Genomic DNA, 20,610 nt, shown 5'->3' with positions numbered 1-20,610 from the left:
ATACGATGGAATTGCCGGGAAACGGCGCGAAATCGACGTCAGCCCGCCCAATGCGAAGCGGAATTATCGACGCTTTCGATGAAATTGCAAACGAATGTGTGGCGCTGACGCCGCGGCTGGGCCCTGTGCCGGCCGGGACCGCCGCTACACGGCCTCCAGCGCCCGGCTCAGCGTGTAGGCGGTGCGCACGGCCACGTCGAAGGACCGGTCGCAGGCCAGTTCGCGCCCGGCGATGGTGATGTGCCACCAGTCTCGGTTACGTTCGCAGCACAGCCGGTGTTCTTCCATCTGGTCGGAAAACCAGCGCCACAGCCGGGCGTCCTGGCTCAGCGCGGACGCTGCCGCGCGCAGCCGGACCAGTTCGAGCCCATTTGCTTGATCCATGAAGTTTCTCCCCGGAGCCAACGCCCGCGTGCCCCGTGAGCACATGGTAGGCATGCACGGCCCGCGTGTGCATTGCCCGTTGGTCCGACCACCGTAGCGCATGGGCATGCCGGGGTCATACCAAAGACGTACCGGCTGCCGCAAGGCAGCGCGGCGGCGGCGGCGGCGGCGGCCAGCAGATTTGTATCCGCATATCCGGCCGCCCGGGGCTGAATACACTGCGATACAAAACCGGGGCAGACCGACACATGGGGCATGCGCCGTCTGCCTAGACTCGTGTCAACCCTTCGGCGCCGGCCAGTCCGTTCAACGGCTTGCCGTGCCGAAGCGCAACGCTCGGGGAACAAGGCATGAAGACAGGACATTCGAAAGGGGGCTGCGGCCTTGCCCTTGTATGGGACGGAAGCGCGTCCGCCGTGCCATTCGGAAACGGATCGTTCCCGGTCGATATCGGTGTGATCGCGCTGGCGCTACACCCCATCGTATCGGTGCTGGCATCGGCCGTGCCCCAACGGCATCCGGTTCCCGGCGGCGCCTGCGCCCGATAGAAGCGAAACCCCTCAAGTCACCTTCGAAGTAAAACGCTAGCGTCTGACGCAAAGGAGAAAACATGAGCAAGACCATCGATTTGCCGCGCCGCAACTTTCTTGGCACCGCCGGCCTGGCGCTGGCCGCCGCCCAGCTTGGCGTAATCGGCTCCGCGCACGCGCAGTCGGGCGTGTCGAAGGCCGCGCCGCTGGCGCCGGTCACGCCGGGCACGCATACGTCGTTCGCCACGATCCGGCAGGTCAACGCCGGGGTGCTCAACGTCGGCTACGCCGAACTGGGCCCGGCCGATGGCCCGGTGGCCCTGCTGCTGCACGGCTGGCCGTACGACATCCACGCCTTTGTCGATGTGGCACCGCTGCTCGCGCAGCGCGGCTATCGCGTGATCATCCCGCACCTGCGCGGCTACGGCACCACGACGTTCCTGTCGCCGGAGACCAAGCGCAACGGCCAGCCGTCCGCCCTCGCGGCCGACATGATCGCCCTGATGGACGCGCTCAAGATCCGCAACGCGGTGGTGGCCGGTTTCGATTGGGGCGCGCGCACCGCTGACATCATGGCCGCGCTGTGGCCCGACCGCTGCCGTGGCCTGGTCTCGGTCAGCGGCTACCTGATCGGCAGCCAGGCCGCCGGCAAGCAGCCGTTGCCGCCCGAGGCCGAACTGCAGTGGTGGTACCAGTTCTACTTCGCCACCGACCGTGGCGTGGCCGGCTACCAGAAGTACACGCACGACTTTGCCAAGCTGATCTGGAAGCTCGCTTCGCCGCAGTGGAAGTTCGATGACGCCACGTTCGCGCGCAGTGCCGTGTCGCTGGACAACGCCGATCACGTCGCCATCACGATCCACAACTACCGCTGGCGCCTGGGCCTGGTCGAGGGCGAATCGAAGTTCGACGACATCGAGAAGAAGCTCGCCACGGCGCCCACCATCAGCGTGCCCACCATCACGATGGAAGGCGACGCCAACGGCGCGCCGCACCCGGCGCCCAGCGCCTACAAGAGCAAGTTCACGGGCCGCTACGAGCATCGCGACATCACGGGCGGCATCGGCCACAACCTGCCGCAGGAAGCGCCCACCGCGTTTGCGCAGGCCGTGCTCGATATCGACCGCAAGTAACCGGGGCCGCCATGCTGCATCGACTGCTGATACTGGCAACCATGACGCTGTCGGCGCTGGCCTGCGAACTGGGCGGTGGTGGCGATCGCTGCGCCTGGAAGGGCATGCCCGGCCAGTATCGGGTGGATGCGCCGGGCCGGCGGCGCAAGGTCTAGCCCGGCGCGCACCAAGCTGATTGGGGACACTGGCTGGCATGCCCGGGGGCATGCCGCTGCTTCCCCCGGGGTCCTTGTTGGAAGATGTCTTTGGGACAGACCCGCCGACGGCGGGAGGGTGAAGACGCGGCCCCGCCTTTCCTCGGGGACCGTGCGTGGTATTTCGTGGCCGCACGGTGTTGCGGATCGATCGAAGGAATGCGCATGGTCTTATGCGCAGCGGTCGCGCTTGGATAGAACAAACGCGTCGTTCGTATGCCGGATCTGCCGCAGTATGGTGTCGGAACCGTGCCGCGCCATGGGCCGTCCCGCTTCCGGCGCCGCATACGGCTGGCGGGACGCCGGGCCCGCGCCGCGCATTCCTTCGACACGCCATGACCGACCTTTCAGACATTCAAGCCGTGGTGCCTGCCGCCACCGGCCGGCGGGAACCGCGTCTTCCCGATCCGTCGCGCGTACGCCGCATCCGTACCGACGCCGAGGCCATCGACGCCGCCCACGCGCTGGCCGCCATCTACCGCCAGGGCGCATCGGCCCGCGACCGCGAACGCCTGCTGCCGTGGAACGAGCTGGATCTCTGGTCGGAAAGCGGCCTGGGCGGCATCACGGTGCCAAAGGACCATGGCGGCGCCGAAGTCTCGTTTGCCACGCTGGCCGAGGTCTTTACCATCGTCAGCGCTGCCGATGCGTCGCTGGGCCAGATTCCGCAAAACCAGTTTGGCCTGCTTGGGGTGCTGCGCGAAGCCGGGACCGACGCACAGAAGCGGCGCTTCTACGCCGAAGTGCTGGCCGGCCAGCGGCTTGGCAACGCCGGGCCCGAGCGGCGCGCGGCAGGCAGCCGCACCGTGCTCGACGGCACCACGCGCCTGCTGCGAACCGCCCAGGGGCTGCGGCTCAGCGGCAAGCGCTACTACTCGACCGGCGCGCTGTATGCCCATCGCGTGCCCACGCGTGCGCTGGACGACGATGATCGCCCTGTCCAGGTCTGGGTGCCGCGCGATGCCGCCGGGCTGACAGTGATCGACGACTGGTCATCTTTCGGCCAGCGCACCACTGCCAGCGGCACGGTGGAATTCAACCGCGTGTCGATCTCCCCGGATGACGTGATTCCGCTCTGGCAGCTTGCCGACAAACCGGGGCTTTATGGCGCCAACTCGCAACTGATCCAGGCCGCCATCGACCTGGGCATTGCGCAGGCGGCATTCGACGATGCGGTGGATTTCGTGCGCAAGCACGCCCGCCCGTGGATCGATGCCGGCGTGGCACGTGCCAGTGAAGACCCCCACCTGATCGCCGACGTCGGCCGGCTGGCCATCGACATCGAGGCTGCCCGCGCGGTGCTGCGCGAGGCGGGGCTGACGCTTGACGACATCGCAGCACAGCCTGTGACCGAGGCATCGGGTGCCCGCGCATCGGTGGCCGTGGCCGAGGCCAAGGTGCTGACCACCGAGGTTGCGCTGCAGGCGAGCGAAAAGCTGTTCGAGCTGGCCGGGTCGTCGGCCACGCGCGCCAGACACAACCTCGACCGTCACTGGCGCAACGCCCGCACGCATACCCTGCACGATCCCGTGCGCTGGAAGCTGCATCTGATCGGCAACTATCACCTGAACAATGCGCTGCCCAAGCGGCATTCCTGGAACTGACATGTCGTTGCTACTGACCCCGCCGCCGGCCGATGGCCGCGCGCGCCCAGCCGCTGCGCCCGCAGCCGCACCCCATGTCGTGGCCGACGATGCCGAGGCAATTGCCATTGCGCACCGGCTGGCCGCGCAGTTTGCGCCCGGCGCCGCCAGACGGGACCGCGAGCGCCTGCTGCCCTGGCAAGAACTGGAAGCCTTCAGCGCCAGCGGCCTGTGGGGGATCACCGTGCCGCGCGATCACGGCGGCGCCGGCGTGTCCAATGTGACGCTGGCAGAAGTCATTGCGATCATCGCCGCCGCCGACGGATCGCTCGGACAGATCCCGCAGAACCACTTCTACGCGCTGGAGGTATTGCGCGTGGGCGGTACGCCCGCCCAGCAGGCCTTCTTCTACCACCGCGCCTTGGCTGGTGAGCGCTTTGGCAACGCACTGGCCGAGATTGGCCACAAGGACTTCCAGCGACGCACACGGCTGACGCGCGACGGCGACGGCTTCCGCGTCGACGGCCAGAAGTTCTACTGCACCGGCGCGCTGTACGCGCACTGGATTCCGACGCTCGTCGCTACCCAGGACGACGGCCGCGACGTGACGTGGCTGGCCTTCGTTCCCCGCACGGCGCAAGGCGTGGGCATTACCGACGACTGGGATGGTTTCGGCCAGCGCGTGACCGGCAGCGGATCGGTGACCTTCGAGAACGTGCGGATCGAAGCCGGCTGGGTGGTGCCGTTCCTGGCATCGTTCGAGCGGCCGACGACGGTCGGTCCGTTTGCCCAGTTGCTGCATGCAGCCATCGACCTCGGCATCGGCCGTGGCGCGTTTGCCGCCACGCTGCCGTATGTGCGCGACCACGCGCGGCCGTGGATCGATGCCGGCGTACCCGCTGCATCGCAGGATCCGCTGACCATCCACCAGATCGGCGATGTCCACGTCAGGCTGCGTGCCGCCGAGGCGCTGCTGCGTCGGGCCGGCCGCGCCACCGACGATGCCCGGTGTGCGCCCGACGAGCAGGGCGTCGCGCACGCATCGCTGGCCGTGGCCGCGGCCCGCGCGGCGGCAACCACCGCGTCGCTGCTCGCCGGTACGCGACTGTTCGAACTGGGCGGCACATCGGCCACGCTCGACAACCAGGGCCTGGACCGCTTCTGGCGCAACGCACGTACGCATACGCTGCACGACCCGGTACGGTGGAAGTATCACGCCATCGGCAATTACCACCTCAACGGCACGTTGCCGCCGAGGCACGGCGCCATCTGATGGGCCGTCGCCGGCCACGGCAGACGTGCGTGGTGTGCGTTGTGCGTCACGAGGGCTGCGTGCGGGCAGCTGCGCGCAACAGATCGGCGATTTTTCCCGTTCTCGTCGAACGGTAGCCGCCGCTTCGGCAATCCCGGGCCCGGCGGGAATGCCCGCCGCTACCGGCGCCCGGGGCCAGCCGGGTTGGGCCCTCGAATATCGATCTGGTCCGGAACGATGTGTCGATCGACGATCAGCCGGCTCCAACGCGCCAGTTCCTGTTCGATAAACGCCTGAAAATCCGCCGGGCCGGCATGCAGCACCTTGAAACCGTAGCCCGCCAGCTGCTCGCTCAGCGCCAGCTCCGACAGTACCTGCCTGATTACGAGGTCAAGGGTCTCGACCCTGTCCCCGGGCGTTCCCCTGGGGGCCAGCACGCCGTACCAGCCTGTGACGAACATGTTCCGCACGCCGGCATCCGTAAACGTTGGCGTTTCGGGGGCGATGGACAACCGGGCGTCGCTGGCAACGGCCAGCGCCCGCAATTTGCCTGTGCTGACATAGCGCAGGCCGTCGGCTCCAGCGAACACGGCATCCACGTCTCCGCTCATTGCCGCGGCCACCGCCTGGACCCCGCCGTGGTACGGGACATGCATCACCCGGATCCCGGCCGCTTGCGAGAACATCTCGATGGCAAGGTGGCTGGTATTGCCAAACCCCGATGACGCCACTGTCACCCGGTCCGGCTGCGACTTCGCCCGCGCGATCAGGTCGGCTACGGACTGGAATCGCGAATTGGCCCCGACGTAGAGCACCAGCGGTTGCTTGGCGACGAGAGAAACGGGCTGGAAATCCTTGACCGGATCGTAGCCCGCCGATTGGCTCACGAGCGGCCCGATGGCGTAGGCGGCCAGGGCAAGCACCAGGGTGTAGCCGTCGTTTTTGGCCCGCTGCGTATATCGCAGGGCTATCTGTCCGCCCGCACCAGGCTTGTATTCCAGTACCACCGGGGTGCCCAGGCGCTTTTGCAGCCCGGCGCCCAGCGGGCGCGCGATAAGGTCCGCCGGGCCGCCGGGCGGGTACGGCACGACGAGTGTGACCGGCTGATCCGGATAGGCGGCCCACGCCGGTTGCGCCCAGACGAAAGCCACCCCTGCCAGGCAAAGCCCGAAGCCCCTTGCCAGCGCCGGCCGCGAAGCTGGCAGACGTGCCGACACTGCCCGCCCGGGCCACATCGAAACGCGTTCGATGGCCGCAAGCAGTACGGATCGGGCTTTTTTCAGCGTGGACGGGAACGCCTGAAGCGTCATGGACGGGGTAGGGTCGCGGTTGATTTTCCGGACGAGATCATACGCCTGCCCGGCCATGGGCGATTTGATAAGATCAGGGCTGCCTTCGGCACCCCTGAATCCGCGGGCATTCCTTCCGCCATCCGTCAGCACTGCGATGCTTTCCATGTTTTTCCCCCGGGCCGGCGTCGGTCTCGGCTTCGATTCCACGTGGGACGCTGGCGACCGGCTGTTCGGGCGCGGCTGGCTGTTGCGTGACGATGGCGGCAAGACAGCCGCGCTCGGGGTCTGGGCCGCCGATGGGCAGCGCACGCCCGACACGCTCGAACGGCTGGCTCACGAGTACGCGCTTCGCGACGAGATCGACGCGAGCTGGGCGGCCCGGCCTCTGCAATTGCTGCACGAGCGCGATACGGCCGTGCTGCTGCTCGAGGATCCGGGCGGCGCGCCGCTTTCCCACCTGCTTGGGGACCCCATGGACCCCGCGACGTTCCTCGACGCCGCCATGGCCATGACCAGTGCCGTCAGCAAGCTCCATCAGCGCGGCCTGATTCACAAGGACCTGAAGCCCGCCCACTTCCTGGTGGCCGCAGACCGGACCCGCGCCTGGCTGATCGGCTTCGGCATCGCTTCGCGGGTGCCGCGCGGCGCCGACCCGTCCCTGGAAACCCGCGAAATCGCCGGCACGCTCGCCTATATGGCGCCCGAGCAGACAGGCCGGATGAATCGGGCGATCGATACGCGGAGCGACCTCTATTCGCTTGGTGTCACGTTCTACCAGATGCTCACCGGTGCGCTTCCGTTCGTTGGCGCGGAACCCATAGACTGGGTCCATGCGCACCTGGCGCGTTCGCCGGTGCCGCCGGAGGTGCGTGTCGCCACGGTGCCTGCGATGCTGTCCGACCTGGTCATGAAGCTTCTGGCAAAGGCACCCGAGGAACGCTACCAGACCGCTGCCGGACTGCTGCGTGACCTTCAGCGCTGCCACCAGGCACTGACCTCGCAGGGTGGCATCGCGCCATTTGCGCTTGGGCAGGGTGATCTTTCGGACATCTTCGTCATACATGACCGCCTTTATGGCCGCGAACATACCGTGACGATGCTGGCGGATACGTTCGACCGTGTCGCGTCCACGGGCTGCAGCGAGATCGTGATGGTGTCGGGGCATTCGGGTGTCGGCAAGACATCGGTCATGCAATCGTTCGCGCGAGCCGTCGGCGCGCGTGGCGGCGTCTACGCTGCCGGCAAGTCGGATGCGCCGGCCGATGTCTCGGCCGATGCGCCCGCAGATGCCAACGCGCGGCTGCCGTATGCCACGCTCGCCCAAGCGCTGCGCGGCCTGCTCAGGGCATGGCTGGCCCGTGACCCGGCCGACGGTGCGCCATGGCGCACCGTCATTGCCGAGGCCCTGGGGCCGAATGCCGGCCTGCTGGTGCCGCTTCTGCCCGAACTCGAATCGATGCTGGGTCCGGTGCCATGGGTGCCCGACACGCAGTCGCGCGAGGCCGGTCCCCGGCTCCAGCTGGCATTGCACAGCCTGCTGGCGGCGCTGGCCCGCGCCGCGCAGCCGCTGACGCTGAGCTTCGATGACATCCAGTGGCTTGACCACGAAACCACCACGCTGCTGCACCAGCTGCTGACCGATCCAGCCACGACCAACCTGCTGGTGGTCTGCGCCTATCGCAGCCACGAGGTCGACGATGGCCACTCGGTCACGCGCTGCGTGGCGGCCTTGCGTGCGGATGGCGCCAGCGTCGCCCATGTCGAACTGGGTTGCCTCGACGCCCCCGAACTGCACCAGCTCGTGGCCGAATCGCTCCATTGCGATATCGGGACAAGCGCGCCGCTGGCAGGCCTGGTAATGGAGAAGACGGCCGGCAACCCGTTCTTCGCCACGCAGTTCCTGAGCGAACTCGCCAACGAAGGCTTGCTGCGCCTCGACCACGGCGCGGCGCGCTGGACCTGGGACCTCGGCCAGATCGCGGCAAAGGGGTTCACCGACAACGTCGTGGCGCTTATGGTTGGACGAATTGCCCGGCTCCCGGCCAGCACCCGCGTGGCGCTGAAGCTGCTGGCGTGCCTGGGCAATGACACCACGGTCGACACGCTGGCACGCGGCTGGACGCGCGACCCGGGCGAACTCGACCCGGCAATCCGCGAGGCCGTGCGTGCGGGGCTGGTCTCGCGCAAGGAAGACGTGCTGCGCTTCCGCCACGACCGGATCCTCGAAGCCGCCTACGCGCGCATTCCCGAACCGGAGCGGCAGGAATTCCATCTGCGCCTGGGCCGCCTGCTGCTGGCCCGCACACCGCCAGCGGAGATCGAGGCCAGTGTCTTTACGATCGTCGGCCAGTTGAACCGTGCGGCCGACCGGATCGAGGATCAGGACGAGCGCGACCGGCTCGCGGCGCTGAATCTGACGGCGGGATTGCGCGCCAAATCCGCCTGCGCCAACACGGCGGCACTTCACTATCTGTCGGCCGGGCTCGCGTTGCTTGGCAGCGATGCCTTTGCGCGATGCGAGACCCTCGCGTTCTCGCTGACGCAGCATATGGCCGAATGCGAATTCCTGACCGGGGATTCGGCGCGCGCCGAACTCAGGCTGGCGGAACTGGCCACGCGCGCGTCGTCACTGGCTGCGCTGGCCGTTGTCACGCAGCTCCAGCTTGGCCTGTTGCTGACGGGCGGACGCCGCGTGGAAGCCGTGACGGTAGGCCTGGCCTACCTGCGCCGTGCCGGCATCGACTGGTCCGCGCAGCCCGCGGCGTCGGTTGTGGCGCAAGAAGAGGCGTTGCTGGCGAGCCTGCTCGACGGCAGGGAAATCGCCGCCCTTGCCGCCCTGCCGCGCATGACGGACCCGGGCGGCCTTGCCACGATGCGCGTACTCACGGCGCTGCTGCAGCCGGCCTGGTACACGGACGATCACCTGCGGACGCTGGTCGTCCTGCACATGGTCAACCTGAGCATCACGCTGGGGAACAGCGACGAATCCTGCCTGGCCTATGCCTGGCTGGCGATGCTGCGCACGGCGGCGTCCACCGACGAGGCGGCCGCCGTGGCATTCCAGCGCCTGGCGCTGTCCGTGGCCGAGCAGCGCGGCGTCGAACGGATGCGCGCCCGGGTGTACCAGATCGCCGGCGGCAACCTGCTGCACTGGACGCAGCCGCTGCGCGTGGCACGCGGCGTGCTGCGCCAGGCGCTGGAACTGACCGGGCAGATCGGCGACCTTACCTATGCGGCCTACATTCGCAGCAACCTGATGACCCACGCGCTCGCGATTGGCGATCCGCTCGGCCGCGTGCAGCACGATGCCGACTCGGGCAGCGTGTTCGCATGGGGCCCGCGTTTCGCGCTGGTGGCAGATCGCCTTGCCGCGCAACGTCAGCTCGTGCGGACGCTGCGCGGGCTGACGCACGTGTTCGGACGCTTCGATGCTAGGGATTTCAGCGAGACCGAGTTCGAAGCGCGCCTGGGCGGCGACGTGGGGCTGCGGCTTGCCGCGTGCTGGTACTGGATTCGCAAGCTGCAGGCCCGCTACCTGGCGGGCGAAGCCGCCGAGGCACTCGAAGCTGCCGAGCAGGCCCGCCCGCTGCTGTGGACCTCCCCCGCCTACTTCGAGCAGGCCGAATATCACTTCTATGCCGCGCTGGCACGCGCCGCCTGCTGCAATCCGGCCGTCGCGGACGAACTGGCCACCCACCTTCCCGCGCTGGCCGGACACCATCGGCAACTGGCCCAGTGGGCGCGGCGCTGCCCGGCGACGTTCGCGCACCGGGCCTTGCTGGTCGAAGCAGAGATTGCCCGGCTCGAAGCGCGCGACGTAGATGCAATGCGCGGATACGAAGCGGCCATCGCGTCAGCGCGGGACAGCGACCTGATCCACATGCAGGCCCTGGCCAACGAGCTTGCGGCGCGCTTCTACGTGAGCCGCAAGCTCGACAACGTGGCCGTGGTGTATCTGCGGCAGGCTCGCCATGGCTACCTGCACTGGGGCGCCGATGCAAAGGTCTGGCAGCTGGACAAGCAGTATCCCGCCCTGGCCGCCGACGCCAACGCCAGCGCCGCTCCCGCTTCGGCGCCGTTGATGGGCACCATTGGCGCGCCGCTTCAGCACCTGGACCTTGCCACGGTCATGGCGATCTCCGAGGCGGTGTCTGGCGAGACCCGGCTGGACCGACTTCTCGCCACGCTGATGCGCACGGCCATCGCGCACGCGGGCGCATCACGCGGGATGCTGATCCTGCCGCAGGGGGCCGAACACCGCGTGGCCGCCGAAGCGGCGGTTCGGGACGATACCACTGTGGTGACGCTGGCCGACTGGCCGCTCGACGCCGCCGAGATGCCACTGTCCATCGTCCGGCACGTACTCGAGTGCCACGAGCATGTGGTGATCGACGATGCCGCGGCCCAGCCGTCGTTTTCAGCCGATCCTTACATTCGCCAGCGACGGGCGCGCTCGATGCTGTGCCTGCCGCTGCTGAACCAGGGCAAACTGATCGGCGTGCTCTATCTGGAGAATGCGTTGGCGCCGGGGGCATTCGTGCCGGCACGGATCGAGGTGATCAAGCTGCTGGCGTTCCAGGCGGCCAGCGCCATCGAGAACAGCCGGCTTGGCGAACAGCGCCGGGAAGCTGACGACGCGTTGCATCGCGCCCAGGCGGAACTGGCGCACGTCAGCCGCGTCATGACGCTCAGCGCGCTGACGGCGTCAATCGCGCACGAGGTCAGCCAGCCAGTGGCCGCGCTGACCATCGAAGCCAATGTGGCGCTGCGCTGGCTCAAGCGGGAGCGGCCCAACGTCGACGAGGCGGTGGTGTCGCTGAACAGCATCGTCCAGCAGGGCCAGCGTGCGCGTGACGTCATCGTCGGCATGCGGGCCATGCTGCGCAAGACCGGGCCGCAAGCGCAACGGATCGACCTCAACGCGATGATCGCCGAAACACTGCCGCTTCTGGCGGGCGAACTGACCCGGCATCGGGTCATGCTCAAGACCGAGCTGCTGCCGGCGCTGCCCGCGGTATCGGCCGACAAGATCCAGCTCCAGCAGGTGTTCCTGAACCTGACGGTCAATGCCATCGAGGCCATGCGGGACATCGAGCCGCATGCGCGTGAACTGACAGTACGCACGGCCATCGGCCCGGCGGGGGAGGTACTGGTGACGGTGCACGATGTCGGCATCGGCCTGCCAGACGATCCGGAACAGCTGTTCGAGGCGTTCTATACGACCAAACCGGAAGGGATGGGCATGGGCCTGTCAATCTGCCGCACGATCCTCGAAGCGCATGGCGGCCAGTTGCAGGCGTGGCAGAACCGCCCCAAGGGGGCCGTGTTCGGCTTCAGCCTGCCGCCGGCGGAAGGCGCGCCGGGGGTTGAATAGCGGCATTGCCCGTTCAAGGTGGCGATGGCGGGGTTCGGTGGAGTTCTGAGGGTTGAAAATAAGGTTCTTACCAGATTTCCGGCAAACCATTGATTCTTCGTTGACCGGAGCGCAACCGTCACACTAAAGATCTTACGAAGCGGGCGCCTCCGGGGTAAATCACGTCTTACGAGAAGACGCCCTTACCATACGTTGGGATCGAGCCGTAGGACGGTCTCCCAGTTCGGCAGCACATGGGACCGCTGAGGGTCGGTCAGAGCCGGCGGGCCATGACTGCCGTCATCCGGCAGGCAGAGACCGGCTGTGGATTCAACCGGTCGATTTGAGACGGCGCCCATCGATGCCACGCTCCTGGGCGAAAAGTCGCATATCGATCAACGGCCGGCAGCAGTATCAACATGCAGTATTCGCAGTTCGCCATGCGCACGGGATTGGTTAGGCTGGGAGGCTCCATCGTGACGATCCTCGACATCCATGTCCCAACGCACCGGTCAATTGAGCCTGGGAGCCTTCCTCTACCCCTCTGGCCACCACATCGCCGCGTGGCGGCATCCCCAGGCGCAGGCCGACGGCGGCACCGACCTGCGCTTCTATGCCGACCTGGCCCGCGCGGCAGAAGCCGCCAGATTCGACCTGATCTTCCTGGCCGATGGCGTGGGCACGCGGGGCGACAACGTTGACTTCCTCAGCCGGGTAGCGCACAACTACCAGGCGCAGTTCGAGCCGATTACGCTGCTGTCGGCGCTGTCGACCGTCACGGAGCGAATCGGGTTGGTGGCAACCGCATCGACTTCCTTCAACGAGCCGTACCATATCGCGCGCAAGTTCGCCTCGCTCGACCACTTGTCCGGCGGCCGGGCCGGCTGGAACGTGGTGACGACGGGCAACGACCACGAGGCCCGCAATTTCAACCGCGACGACAACCTGCTGCATGCCGATCGCTACGCGCGCGCCACCGAGTTCGTCGACGTCGTGACCGGCCTCTGGGATAGCTGGGAAGACGACGCCTTTGTGCGCGACAAGGCCGCCGGCCTCTACTTCGAGCGCGACAAGCGCCATGTCCTGCACCACAAGGGCGAGCACTTCCAAGTGCAGGGGCCGCTCAATGTCTCGCGGCCGCCGCAGGGGCATCCAGTCGTGGTGCAGGCCGGGTCTTCCGAGGCGGGCAAGGAACTGGCCGCGCGCTGCGGCGAAGTCGTATTCACTGCCCAGCAAACGCTGGACGAAGCGGTCGCCTTCTATGCTGACCTCAAGTCGCGCCTGGCGCGCCACGGCCGCGCCGCCGACGACCTCAAGATCATGCCGGGAGTGTTCCCGGTGGTGGGGGCGTCGCAGGCCGAGGCGCAGGAAAAGTTCGAGCAGTTGCAGGCGCTGATCGATCCCGTGGTGGGCCTGACGCTGGTGTCCAACCTGACCGGTGGCTTCGATCTGTCTGCCTATCCGCTTGACGGCCCGATTCCCGATCTTCCCGAAACCAACGGCACCAAGAGCCGGCAGAGACTGGTGGTGGATCTGGCCCGCCGCGAAAACCTGACCATCCGCCAACTCTACCAGCGCGTGGCCGGCGCGCGCGGCCATTGGCAACTGGTGGGCACCCCAACGCAGATTGCCGACGCCCTCGAAGAGCGCTTCCGCCAATACGGTGCAGATGGCTACAACATCATGGCGCCGTACCTGCCAGGTGGGCTGCACGACTTTATCCGTCTGGTGTTGCCGGAACTGCGCCGGCGGGGCCTGTTCCGCACCGAGTACACCGGCAAGACGCTACGCGACCACCTGGGCCTGAAGCGGCCCCCGCATCCTGCAGCCGTCGCCCGGCAGGCGTCCGAAGCTGCCATCGCCTGACATCCTCCGACTCTGTAACCCAACCATGCCCATTGGCCTGTATGGCACGCTTTACCCACGCCGGTTCCCGGAAGTCATTCCAGCGCAAGGGCCGGCCTTCGACACCGCACACATCGAGCAGCGCGCGATGGAGCACGAGGCGGCTGGCTTTGACGGCGTGCTACTGCCGCACAATTCCGGCTGGTCCGACAACTTCCTGACGACCGCCCGCGCGGCCGGCGTGACAAGACGGCTGAAGTTCCTGCTCGCACATCTCCTGGGTTTATCTCGCCCACGCTGGCGGCCCGCAAGCTCGCCACGCTCGACCACTACACCGGCGGTCGGCTGCTGCTCCATATCATCACTGGCGGCCGTAACGCCGAGCAACGGCGCTTATCACCGGAGCGGCTAACGACATGACGAATCGGCAGTTCCGGCACTGCGGGTATCGACCTACGATGACCGGTCTGCCTCCATGCATCCACTCCCTCTCCATCCCTTGCTGATTGTCATGCGTTTCCGTGTCTTCCCCGCGCCTGTGCGCGCCGTGATCGCCGCGTCTGCCGCCATCGCCTCATTCCACGCCGCGACCCAGGAGGCGTTGGCCCAGCAGCCCTTCCCGTCCAAGCCGATCACCTACGTGGTGCCCTATACGCCCGGCGGCACCAATGACAATGTCGCCCGCATCATCACCAAGCGGCTTGCCGAGAAGGCGGGGCAGCCAGTGGTAATTGAGTACAAGGCCGGCGCCGGCGGCACGCTCGGCGCCGGCTTCGTGGCGACGTCCCCGGCAGACGGTTACACCCTGCTCAACACCTCGATCGGCAATGTGGCCATTGCACCGCAGTTGGTGACCGTGAAGTTCGATCCCTTCCACGACCTCGTGCCCGTGGCCTATATCGGCAACTCGCTGGCGACCATTGCCATCAACCCTTCGCTGCCGATCCGGACGCTACCCGAACTGCTTTCCTATGCGCGCGCCAACCCCGGCAAGCTCACGTTTGCCAGTTCCGGCAACGGCACGCCGGGGCATCTGGCCGGCGAGTTGCTCAAGCGGCAGACCGGCATCGACATCCGTCACGTTCCCTATAAAGGCAGCGCGCCGGCCGTGGCCGACGTGGTAGCCGGCCATGTCGACCTCGTGTTCGACCCGCTCAGCACGCAGTTCATCAAGCAGGGCAAGCTGCGGGCACTGGCCTACTTCGGCGGTACACGTTCGCCTGACCTGCCCAATGTGCCGAACGTGCGCGATGCGGGCGTCAAGGGGTGGGAGGACTCGCTGGCCGGCGCGTTCTTCATCACGGCGCCACGTAACGTGCCACCGGAGGTGCTGGCGAAACTGCGCCAGTGGATCGGCGAGATCCTGGCCGAACCTGACACGGTGGCAGCCCTGAGCCGCGTGCAGGTGGACGTGCAGACGCTGACACCCGAGCAGACGGCGCAGCGTATTCGCCAGGTGCACGAGATTGCCGCACGGGTCGTCAAGGACAGCACCGTTCAAGGCAACTGAGCGGACGCCATCATGAAACTTGGATTGTTCCTGCTCGCGGCCGGGCACCACGCGGCCGGATGGCGATACCCGGGCGCCGAATCTGGCACCGAAAACATCGACCTGGTCGTGCGCATGACCCAGGCCGCCGAACGCGCAAAGTTCGACATGGTGTTCTTCGGCGACCGGTTGCTCACCTCGGCCGACGCCCACCCATCGATGATCACCCGTCCCGATCCCCTGGCCATGCTGGCCGCGTTGTCGATGGTGACCACGCATGTCGGGTTAGCCGCGACCGCCTCCACCACGTATAGCGAGCCGTTCAACCTGGCACGAACGCTGGCGACGGTCGACAAGCTGTCGCACGGCCGTGCCGCGTGGAACATCGTGACCACTTTTGCCGATGGATCGGTGAATTTCAGCCGTAGCCGCCATCCCGAGCACGCCGAACGCTATGCCATCGCAGAAGAGTTCGTTTCGGTGGTGAAGGGGCTTTGGCGCTCCTGGGATCCGCAGCCGTATGTCCAGGACAAGGCACGCGGCATCTATATCGACGTCGGGAAGATGCACGCGCTGAACCACGAGGGGCGCCATTTCTCGGTGGCGGGCCCACTCAATGTCACAAACAGCGAGCAAGGCCAGCCCGTGCTGATCCAGGCGGGTTCCTCCGGACCGGGGCAGCAACTGGCCGCGCGTCACGCCGAGGTTGTTTTCACGGCGCAACAGGACATCGGCGCCGCGCTCGCCTTCGCCACCGGCCTGCGCAAACAGGTGGCCGACGCAGGACGCGATCCGCGCCATTGCCTGATTATGCCGGGCCTGATGCCGATCATCGGGGCGACCGAGGCCGAGGCGCATGACAAGCTCGCGCAGTTGCAATCGTTCACCGACCAGTCGAATGCACTGGCCATCCTGACCGAGCAACTGGCCGTTGACGTATCGGGCTTTGCGCTCGACGCGCCGCTGCCGCCCTTGCCCACCGACGTCGTCGTGCATAGCCGCAGCGCACTGCTGATCCGGCTGGCGCACGAGCGGGGCCTGACGCTACGCCAGCTCTATCATCTGGTGGCCAGCGCGCGGGGCCACCAGATCGTGGTCGGCACTGCCGCGCAGGTGGCCGACCACATGATCGAATGGGTACGTGCCGGTGCCGCCGATGGCTTCAACATCATGCCGGCCTACTTTCCCGGCGGATTCGAAGACTTCACACGCGACGTTGTGCCGATCCTGCAAGAGCGTGGTACGTTCCGGCACGACTATGAAGGGCGCACGCTGCGGGATCATCTCGGACTACCGCTTCCGCAGGGACGATAAAGCCGCCCCAGTCCTCAAGCCAGCTTGCCGTACCCTACCCGGTGAGCGTCCAGCGCCATGGTGGCGATCGGCAGGTACGCCGCTGCAGTCGTCCGCACGACGTCGTCCATATGAAGCCGCGTCCGCAGGCCAGCGTCATCGCGCAACGCCTCGCGCAAGGCAACGCGCACCTGCCTGACAAGGGAAGTGCGGGCGCGCCGCGAGGCAATGAAGGGCAGCCCGGGCACGGCTCGCGTCAAGCCGATCTGGCGGATGCCCGCCACCAGCGCCGGGTGATGCTCGGACGCAAATGCCAAGGTCACGCAATCGATAGCCGCTACATCGGCCCGGCCTTCTCCGACCGCCGCCAGCGATGCGAGATGCGAACCCGTTTGCACCACGGCGCCGAAGAATCGCCCATCCCTGGCGAGCGGCGCAACGACGTGACGCAGCGCGTTCATGCCGCTGTGCGAGTCAGGCCCGTTGCACGCAGCTCGCGCGCCCCGGCAGGCCTCGATCGTCGCGGGTCCACCGTCCGCACGCACTACGATCGCACTGCGGTAAGTCTGCCGATGGCAGCCTGACACCGCAAAGCGCGGCGTGCCGATCAGCCGGACATGAGGGGCCAGTCCGTGCACCAGCGGATACCCGCAGGTCTGCGACAGCAGCAGGTCGTCGCGGCGCCAGAAAGCGTGCAGCGCATCGGCGCCTTCGCCGGGGTCCACCGCCGCGAGCGTCACCGGCGCCCGCGCGCGCGCCAGCAACTGGCCTACCCGGTCAATCAACAATAGCCAGTCCTCACGCAACGGCGCAGCTACGTTATACATGGGCAGCGCCGCCACCCAGCGCTCAGACCTTGCCATGATCGCCCGATGTCTCGACACGAAGCGACAGCATCCCGTCGAATCGTGGATGAACGACAGGTGCCACCGCACGCCAGGCGTAGCGCAGCAGCCACTCGCGATAGCCTCGCACGAAAAATCCTTCGTTACGCGCAAGGTAGTCGCGCGCGCGGCGCCGATAGACCCACCCCAGTGCAAACCAGGGTACGGCCGGAAGATCGTGATGCACAAGGTGGAAGTTGTTGTTCAGGAACAGCAGGCGCCAGCCCAGGCCGGCTTCGTTGATAACACTGCGCGCCGCATCGCCTTCGGTGGCGCGATGTTCCTGGAAGGACCGGATCGCCGCCAGGGACAGCGCGGGATACGCGACGCCTGCCAGCATCAGCCAGGCCGGCATGCCGCATTCTTGCTGCAGCCACGCCAGCAATACCGTCAGCACGGCAAGATGCGCCGCCCACACCGGGAGATCGCGCCAGTCTCCAGACCGTACCCGCCCGAGCGCATCGCCGACGATCGACGCGATGGAGAACGCCGGCTGCATCAGGATGCGTCCGGCCATCGTGTTGCGTGCCGCATAGAGGCGACGCACGACCCGCGGCGCGGACTGCCACGCACCAAAGTCGAGGAAGTAGCTTTCAGGATCGGCGTGCGGATGCGTGAGTTCAGCCTCATGGTGCAGCAGATGCGCTCGACGGTATAGCGCATAGGGCAGCCATACCCCCAGCGGCGCCGCGCCAAGCAGCGCATTCAGCCATGGCAGACACGTCGGATGCCCGTGCAGCAGTTCGTGCTGCAGCGACAGATACCACGTGGTGCACAGCGTCAGCAGTACGCAGGCCAGCGGCAGGCCGAGCTGCCTGGCATGGGTCGCCACGCCAAACCAGGACCCATACACGGCCACGACCAGCATCCACGTGGGCAGCTCGGTGCGCCACAGCCAATGCCGCGCCGCCTGCGCAAGTTCCATGCGCTGCTGATCGTCGAGGTAAGTAGTCATCGGCGGTGGGTCCGTGAAAGAGAGAGAACGACGCCGCAGCATACGGGCGCCAGTGCACGCTCAGGAACGAACGATTGCCGATAACGATATGTACCGCGCCCGCTTCGCGTCACATGCGCCGGGCGCTGGCGACATTCACCGGATTTGCATAGTCGGATTGCTTCGTTGACGTACCGGGCGTCTCGGTCCACAACATGGCTTGTCAACAATCACGGAGAGCCTCGCCATGACCGATCTGCTCGACTGGTTCACGGCCATCTGCGCCGTGGTCCTGGTCTACGCCGCACTGCGCCATCCGCTGTACCCGCCTCGCAAAGACAGTGAACCCTCGCAGCGCCAGCCGCCCCGTTGACCGCGCAAGTCCGCCGCGCATATCGAAGTACGAAAAGATTTGTTCGTATCGGACGCTGCACTCCATAAGCTGACTGATCCGGGACATTGCGCGATTCCTGCCGACATCGTGTCTGCAGGCGTGTCCGGACTCATACCTGCATCCATCATGCTGCGCCGCAGACTGCTTGACTCGTTGAAACTCGCACTGGCGGCCTTTGCCTACGCCACCTGCGCCACCCCGTCCATCGCCAACACGCCGGTCGATGGATTCCCGAACAGGACCGTGCGCATCATCGTGCCGGTGGCCGCTGGCGGCAGCGCGGACAAACTGGCCCGCACGCTGGCTCAGAAGCTCAGCGAGCGGTGGCATCAAAGCGTGGTAGTCGAGAACGTGTCGGGCGCCAGCGGCACGATTGGCGCAGGCCAGGTGGCCCGCGCCACGCCGGATGGCTATACGCTGCTGCTGGGCGGCGAAGGTGTGACGCTGAACGCGTCGCTGTTCAAGCGGCTGCCCTACGATACGCGCCATGCATTCCGTGGGGTGATCAAGGCCGTGGTGAGTCCCCAGGTGCTGGTGGTCCGGCCCGATCTGGGCGTGAAGACCTTTGGCGAATACCTGGCCCTGACAAGGCGCAAACCAGGCGAGCTCGCGCTGGGACTGCCGGGCAATGGCGGTATCGCCCATGTCGCGCATGAAATGCTGTCGCGCCAGCTCGGCATCGAGGTCAACTACATTCCTTATCCCGGCGGTGGCCCCGCCACGCTCGACCTGCTGGGCGGCCATATCGATGGCACGCTGATCACGCTGGCTGCAGTCACCGACTATGTGCGCAACGGACGCCTGACCGCACTCGCTGTGACCACGCCCTATCGTTCGAAGGCGCTGCCGCAAGTGCCCACCATGGCCGAGGCCGGCGCACCCGGCTTCGCCGTCGAAAGCTGGCAGGGCCTGCTGGCCCCGTCCGGTACGCCAACGGACGTGGTCGAGCGTATCAACCGCGATGCCATGGCCGTGCTGGCGCAGCCGGGCACCCGGCAGCAACTTGAAGAAGCCGGCTTTGTCGTGGTGGCGTCTTCGGCGCAGGCACTCGACGACACGCTATCGAAAGACCTGCCGCGTTACGCGGCGGTGATCGCCTCGGCGGGCATCAAGCTGAACTAGCTGCAGCGCCTCCCAATCTTTCCACAACAAACCTGCCCTTGCCGTCCGGCGATGCCTTTTCGGGCACCGGCTGCCTGGCGCCAACTTCACCTGCCCCATGACATCCGCCTACACCCTGCGCGCCGTTGCCGCGCTCGCACTGACTCTCCTCGCCACCCAGCCGGCACGCGCTGACGCCACGCTCGACAAGATCAAGCAGCGCGGCAAGGTTGCCATCGGCGTGCTGGTCAACGGAGGACCATTTGGATCGATCGATCCGGCCACCCAGCAACTGGTCGGCTGGAACCCCGAACTCGCCCGTGACCTGGCCAAACGCCTCGGGGTGGAAGCTGAACTCGTACAGGTCAATCCGTCCAACCGTGTGCAGTTTCTGCAGGCTGGCAAGGTCGACCTGCTGATTGCCTCGATGGAATACAACCCGGATCGTGGCGAACTGTTGTCCTACGCGCCCACGCCGTTCTACCGCGTCGGCGGCACCGCTGCAGTGCTCAAGACCAGCGGCATCCATCAGTGGGAAGACCTGCGCGGCAAGACCGTCTGCGCGTCGCAGGGCAGCAGCTTCGTGAAGCCGCTGCAGGAGCAGTATGCCGCGCAGGTGCGTGGCTTCAAGACGGCATCCGAATCCCTGCTGGCATTGCGCGGCGGCCAATGCGTGGCGGCCGTGCATGACGCCACGTTGATCCATCCGCTGCTGCGCTCCAATACCGAGTGGGCCGGCTATGCCGCACCGATTGCGACCGAGATCCTGCCGGCGCCGTCGGTGGTCTGGGCGCGCAAGGGTGAGACCGACACCGTCGCCGCCGTGGACAAGGTGGTGCAGGAATGGCATCGCACCGGGTGGTTGATCGGCACCGAAAAGCGGCTGGGCATCACGCCGCCACAGCCGGTGCTGCCCGAACTGCAGGCAAGATTCAAGGGCTGAGGGCAG

At 66.9% G+C, this 20,610-nt stretch carries 15 protein-coding genes and 1 pseudogene; 12 read left to right on the top strand and 4 right to left on the bottom strand.

Annotation, left to right across the window (positions count from 1 at the left end; translation table 11 throughout):
• Nucleotides 1-144 precede the first annotated feature (144 nt).
• Nucleotides 145-384: a hypothetical protein gene (locus A9J21_RS26735; protein ID WP_066741012.1), complete on the bottom strand. Its 240-nt coding sequence runs from the start codon at nucleotides 382-384 to the stop codon at nucleotides 145-147.
• 610 nt (nucleotides 385-994) lie between these two features.
• On the opposite strand from A9J21_RS26735, the gene A9J21_RS26730 reads away from it, so the two are divergent.
• The 4 genes from A9J21_RS26730 to A9J21_RS26715 all read left to right on the top strand — a co-directional run bounded on the left by A9J21_RS26730 (nucleotide 995) and on the right by A9J21_RS26715 (nucleotide 5,097).
• Nucleotides 995-2,047: an alpha/beta fold hydrolase gene (locus tag A9J21_RS26730; protein WP_066741010.1), complete on the top strand. Its 1,053-nt coding sequence runs from the start codon at nucleotides 995-997 to the stop codon at nucleotides 2,045-2,047.
• A gap of 11 nt (nucleotides 2,048-2,058) precedes the next feature.
• On the top strand, nucleotides 2,059-2,202 hold the full coding sequence (locus A9J21_RS26725; protein WP_231907052.1) for a MarR family transcriptional regulator: 144 nt from the start codon (nucleotides 2,059-2,061) through the stop codon (nucleotides 2,200-2,202).
• Nucleotides 2,203-2,576: 374 nt separating this feature from the next.
• Nucleotides 2,577-3,845, top strand: a complete 1,269-nt coding sequence (locus A9J21_RS26720; RefSeq protein ID WP_066741008.1) for an SfnB family sulfur acquisition oxidoreductase — start codon at nucleotides 2,577-2,579, stop codon at nucleotides 3,843-3,845.
• A 1-nt stretch (nucleotide 3,846) separates the two neighbouring features.
• The gene (locus A9J21_RS26715) at nucleotides 3,847-5,097 is read left to right on the top strand and encodes an SfnB family sulfur acquisition oxidoreductase (RefSeq protein ID WP_082926625.1); all 1,251 of its coding nucleotides are present in this window, start codon (nucleotides 3,847-3,849) and stop codon (nucleotides 5,095-5,097) included.
• A 158-nt stretch (nucleotides 5,098-5,255) separates the two neighbouring features.
• On the opposite strand, the gene A9J21_RS26710 is transcribed toward A9J21_RS26715, so the two are convergent.
• Entirely contained in the window at nucleotides 5,256-6,533 is a 1,278-nt protein-coding gene (locus A9J21_RS26710; protein WP_231907051.1) for a tripartite tricarboxylate transporter substrate binding protein, read from the bottom strand.
• Between A9J21_RS26710 and A9J21_RS26705 the strand changes: the two genes are divergently transcribed.
• The 5 genes and pseudogenes from A9J21_RS26705 to A9J21_RS26690 all read left to right on the top strand — a co-directional run bounded on the left by A9J21_RS26705 (nucleotide 6,532) and on the right by A9J21_RS26690 (nucleotide 16,369).
• Nucleotides 6,532-11,742 (top strand): AAA family ATPase, encoded by a 5,211-nt coding sequence (locus tag A9J21_RS26705; RefSeq protein ID WP_156546206.1) that lies wholly within the window; start codon nucleotides 6,532-6,534, stop codon nucleotides 11,740-11,742. The two genes, A9J21_RS26710 and A9J21_RS26705, sit on opposite strands and share 2 nt — an antisense overlap.
• A 474-nt stretch (nucleotides 11,743-12,216) precedes the next feature.
• Nucleotides 12,217-13,587: an LLM class flavin-dependent oxidoreductase gene (locus A9J21_RS26700; RefSeq protein ID WP_066741004.1), complete on the top strand. Its 1,371-nt coding sequence runs from the start codon at nucleotides 12,217-12,219 to the stop codon at nucleotides 13,585-13,587.
• A gap of 25 nt (nucleotides 13,588-13,612) precedes the next feature.
• A pseudogene (locus A9J21_RS32735) lies at nucleotides 13,613-13,986 on the top strand (LLM class flavin-dependent oxidoreductase).
• 91 nt (nucleotides 13,987-14,077) lie between these two features.
• Nucleotides 14,078-15,076, top strand: coding sequence for a tripartite tricarboxylate transporter substrate binding protein (locus A9J21_RS26695; RefSeq protein ID WP_082926642.1), 999 nt, complete (start codon nucleotides 14,078-14,080; stop codon nucleotides 15,074-15,076).
• A gap of 12 nt (nucleotides 15,077-15,088) precedes the next feature.
• Nucleotides 15,089-16,369 carry an LLM class flavin-dependent oxidoreductase gene (locus tag A9J21_RS26690; protein ID WP_066741002.1) on the top strand — a complete coding sequence of 427 codons (1,281 nt, stop codon included), beginning with the start codon at nucleotides 15,089-15,091 and terminating at the stop codon, nucleotides 16,367-16,369.
• 14 nt (nucleotides 16,370-16,383) lie between these two features.
• Here A9J21_RS26690 and A9J21_RS26685 read toward each other — a convergent pair whose 3' ends face one another.
• Both A9J21_RS26685 and A9J21_RS26680 read right to left on the bottom strand, forming a co-directional pair.
• Nucleotides 16,384-17,175: a phosphate/phosphite/phosphonate ABC transporter substrate-binding protein gene (locus tag A9J21_RS26685; RefSeq protein WP_082926641.1), complete on the bottom strand. Its 792-nt coding sequence runs from the start codon at nucleotides 17,173-17,175 to the stop codon at nucleotides 16,384-16,386.
• Nucleotides 17,176-17,197: 22 nt separating this feature from the next.
• Entirely contained in the window at nucleotides 17,198-18,187 is a 990-nt protein-coding gene (locus A9J21_RS26680) for a fatty acid desaturase (protein ID WP_066740998.1), read from the bottom strand.
• Between the two features lie 226 nt (nucleotides 18,188-18,413).
• Between A9J21_RS26680 and A9J21_RS32550 the strand changes: the two genes are divergently transcribed.
• The 3 genes from A9J21_RS32550 to A9J21_RS26670 all read left to right on the top strand — a co-directional run bounded on the left by A9J21_RS32550 (nucleotide 18,414) and on the right by A9J21_RS26670 (nucleotide 20,604).
• Entirely contained in the window at nucleotides 18,414-18,539 is a 126-nt protein-coding gene (locus tag A9J21_RS32550) for a hypothetical protein (RefSeq protein ID WP_255366046.1), read from the top strand.
• A gap of 147 nt (nucleotides 18,540-18,686) precedes the next feature.
• Nucleotides 18,687-19,682 (top strand): tripartite tricarboxylate transporter substrate binding protein, encoded by a 996-nt coding sequence (locus A9J21_RS26675; protein WP_066740996.1) that lies wholly within the window; start codon nucleotides 18,687-18,689, stop codon nucleotides 19,680-19,682.
• Between the two features lie 97 nt (nucleotides 19,683-19,779).
• Nucleotides 19,780-20,604: a transporter substrate-binding domain-containing protein gene (locus tag A9J21_RS26670; RefSeq protein WP_066740994.1), complete on the top strand. Its 825-nt coding sequence runs from the start codon at nucleotides 19,780-19,782 to the stop codon at nucleotides 20,602-20,604.
• The last annotated feature ends 6 nt before the right edge of the window (nucleotides 20,605-20,610 follow it).

The sequence above is a fragment of the Cupriavidus sp. D384 genome (assembly GCF_001652915.1).
In the GTDB taxonomy this organism is placed as follows: Bacteria; Pseudomonadota; Gammaproteobacteria; order Burkholderiales; family Burkholderiaceae; genus Cupriavidus.
This window is presented reverse-complemented; position numbering and strand designations above follow the sequence as displayed.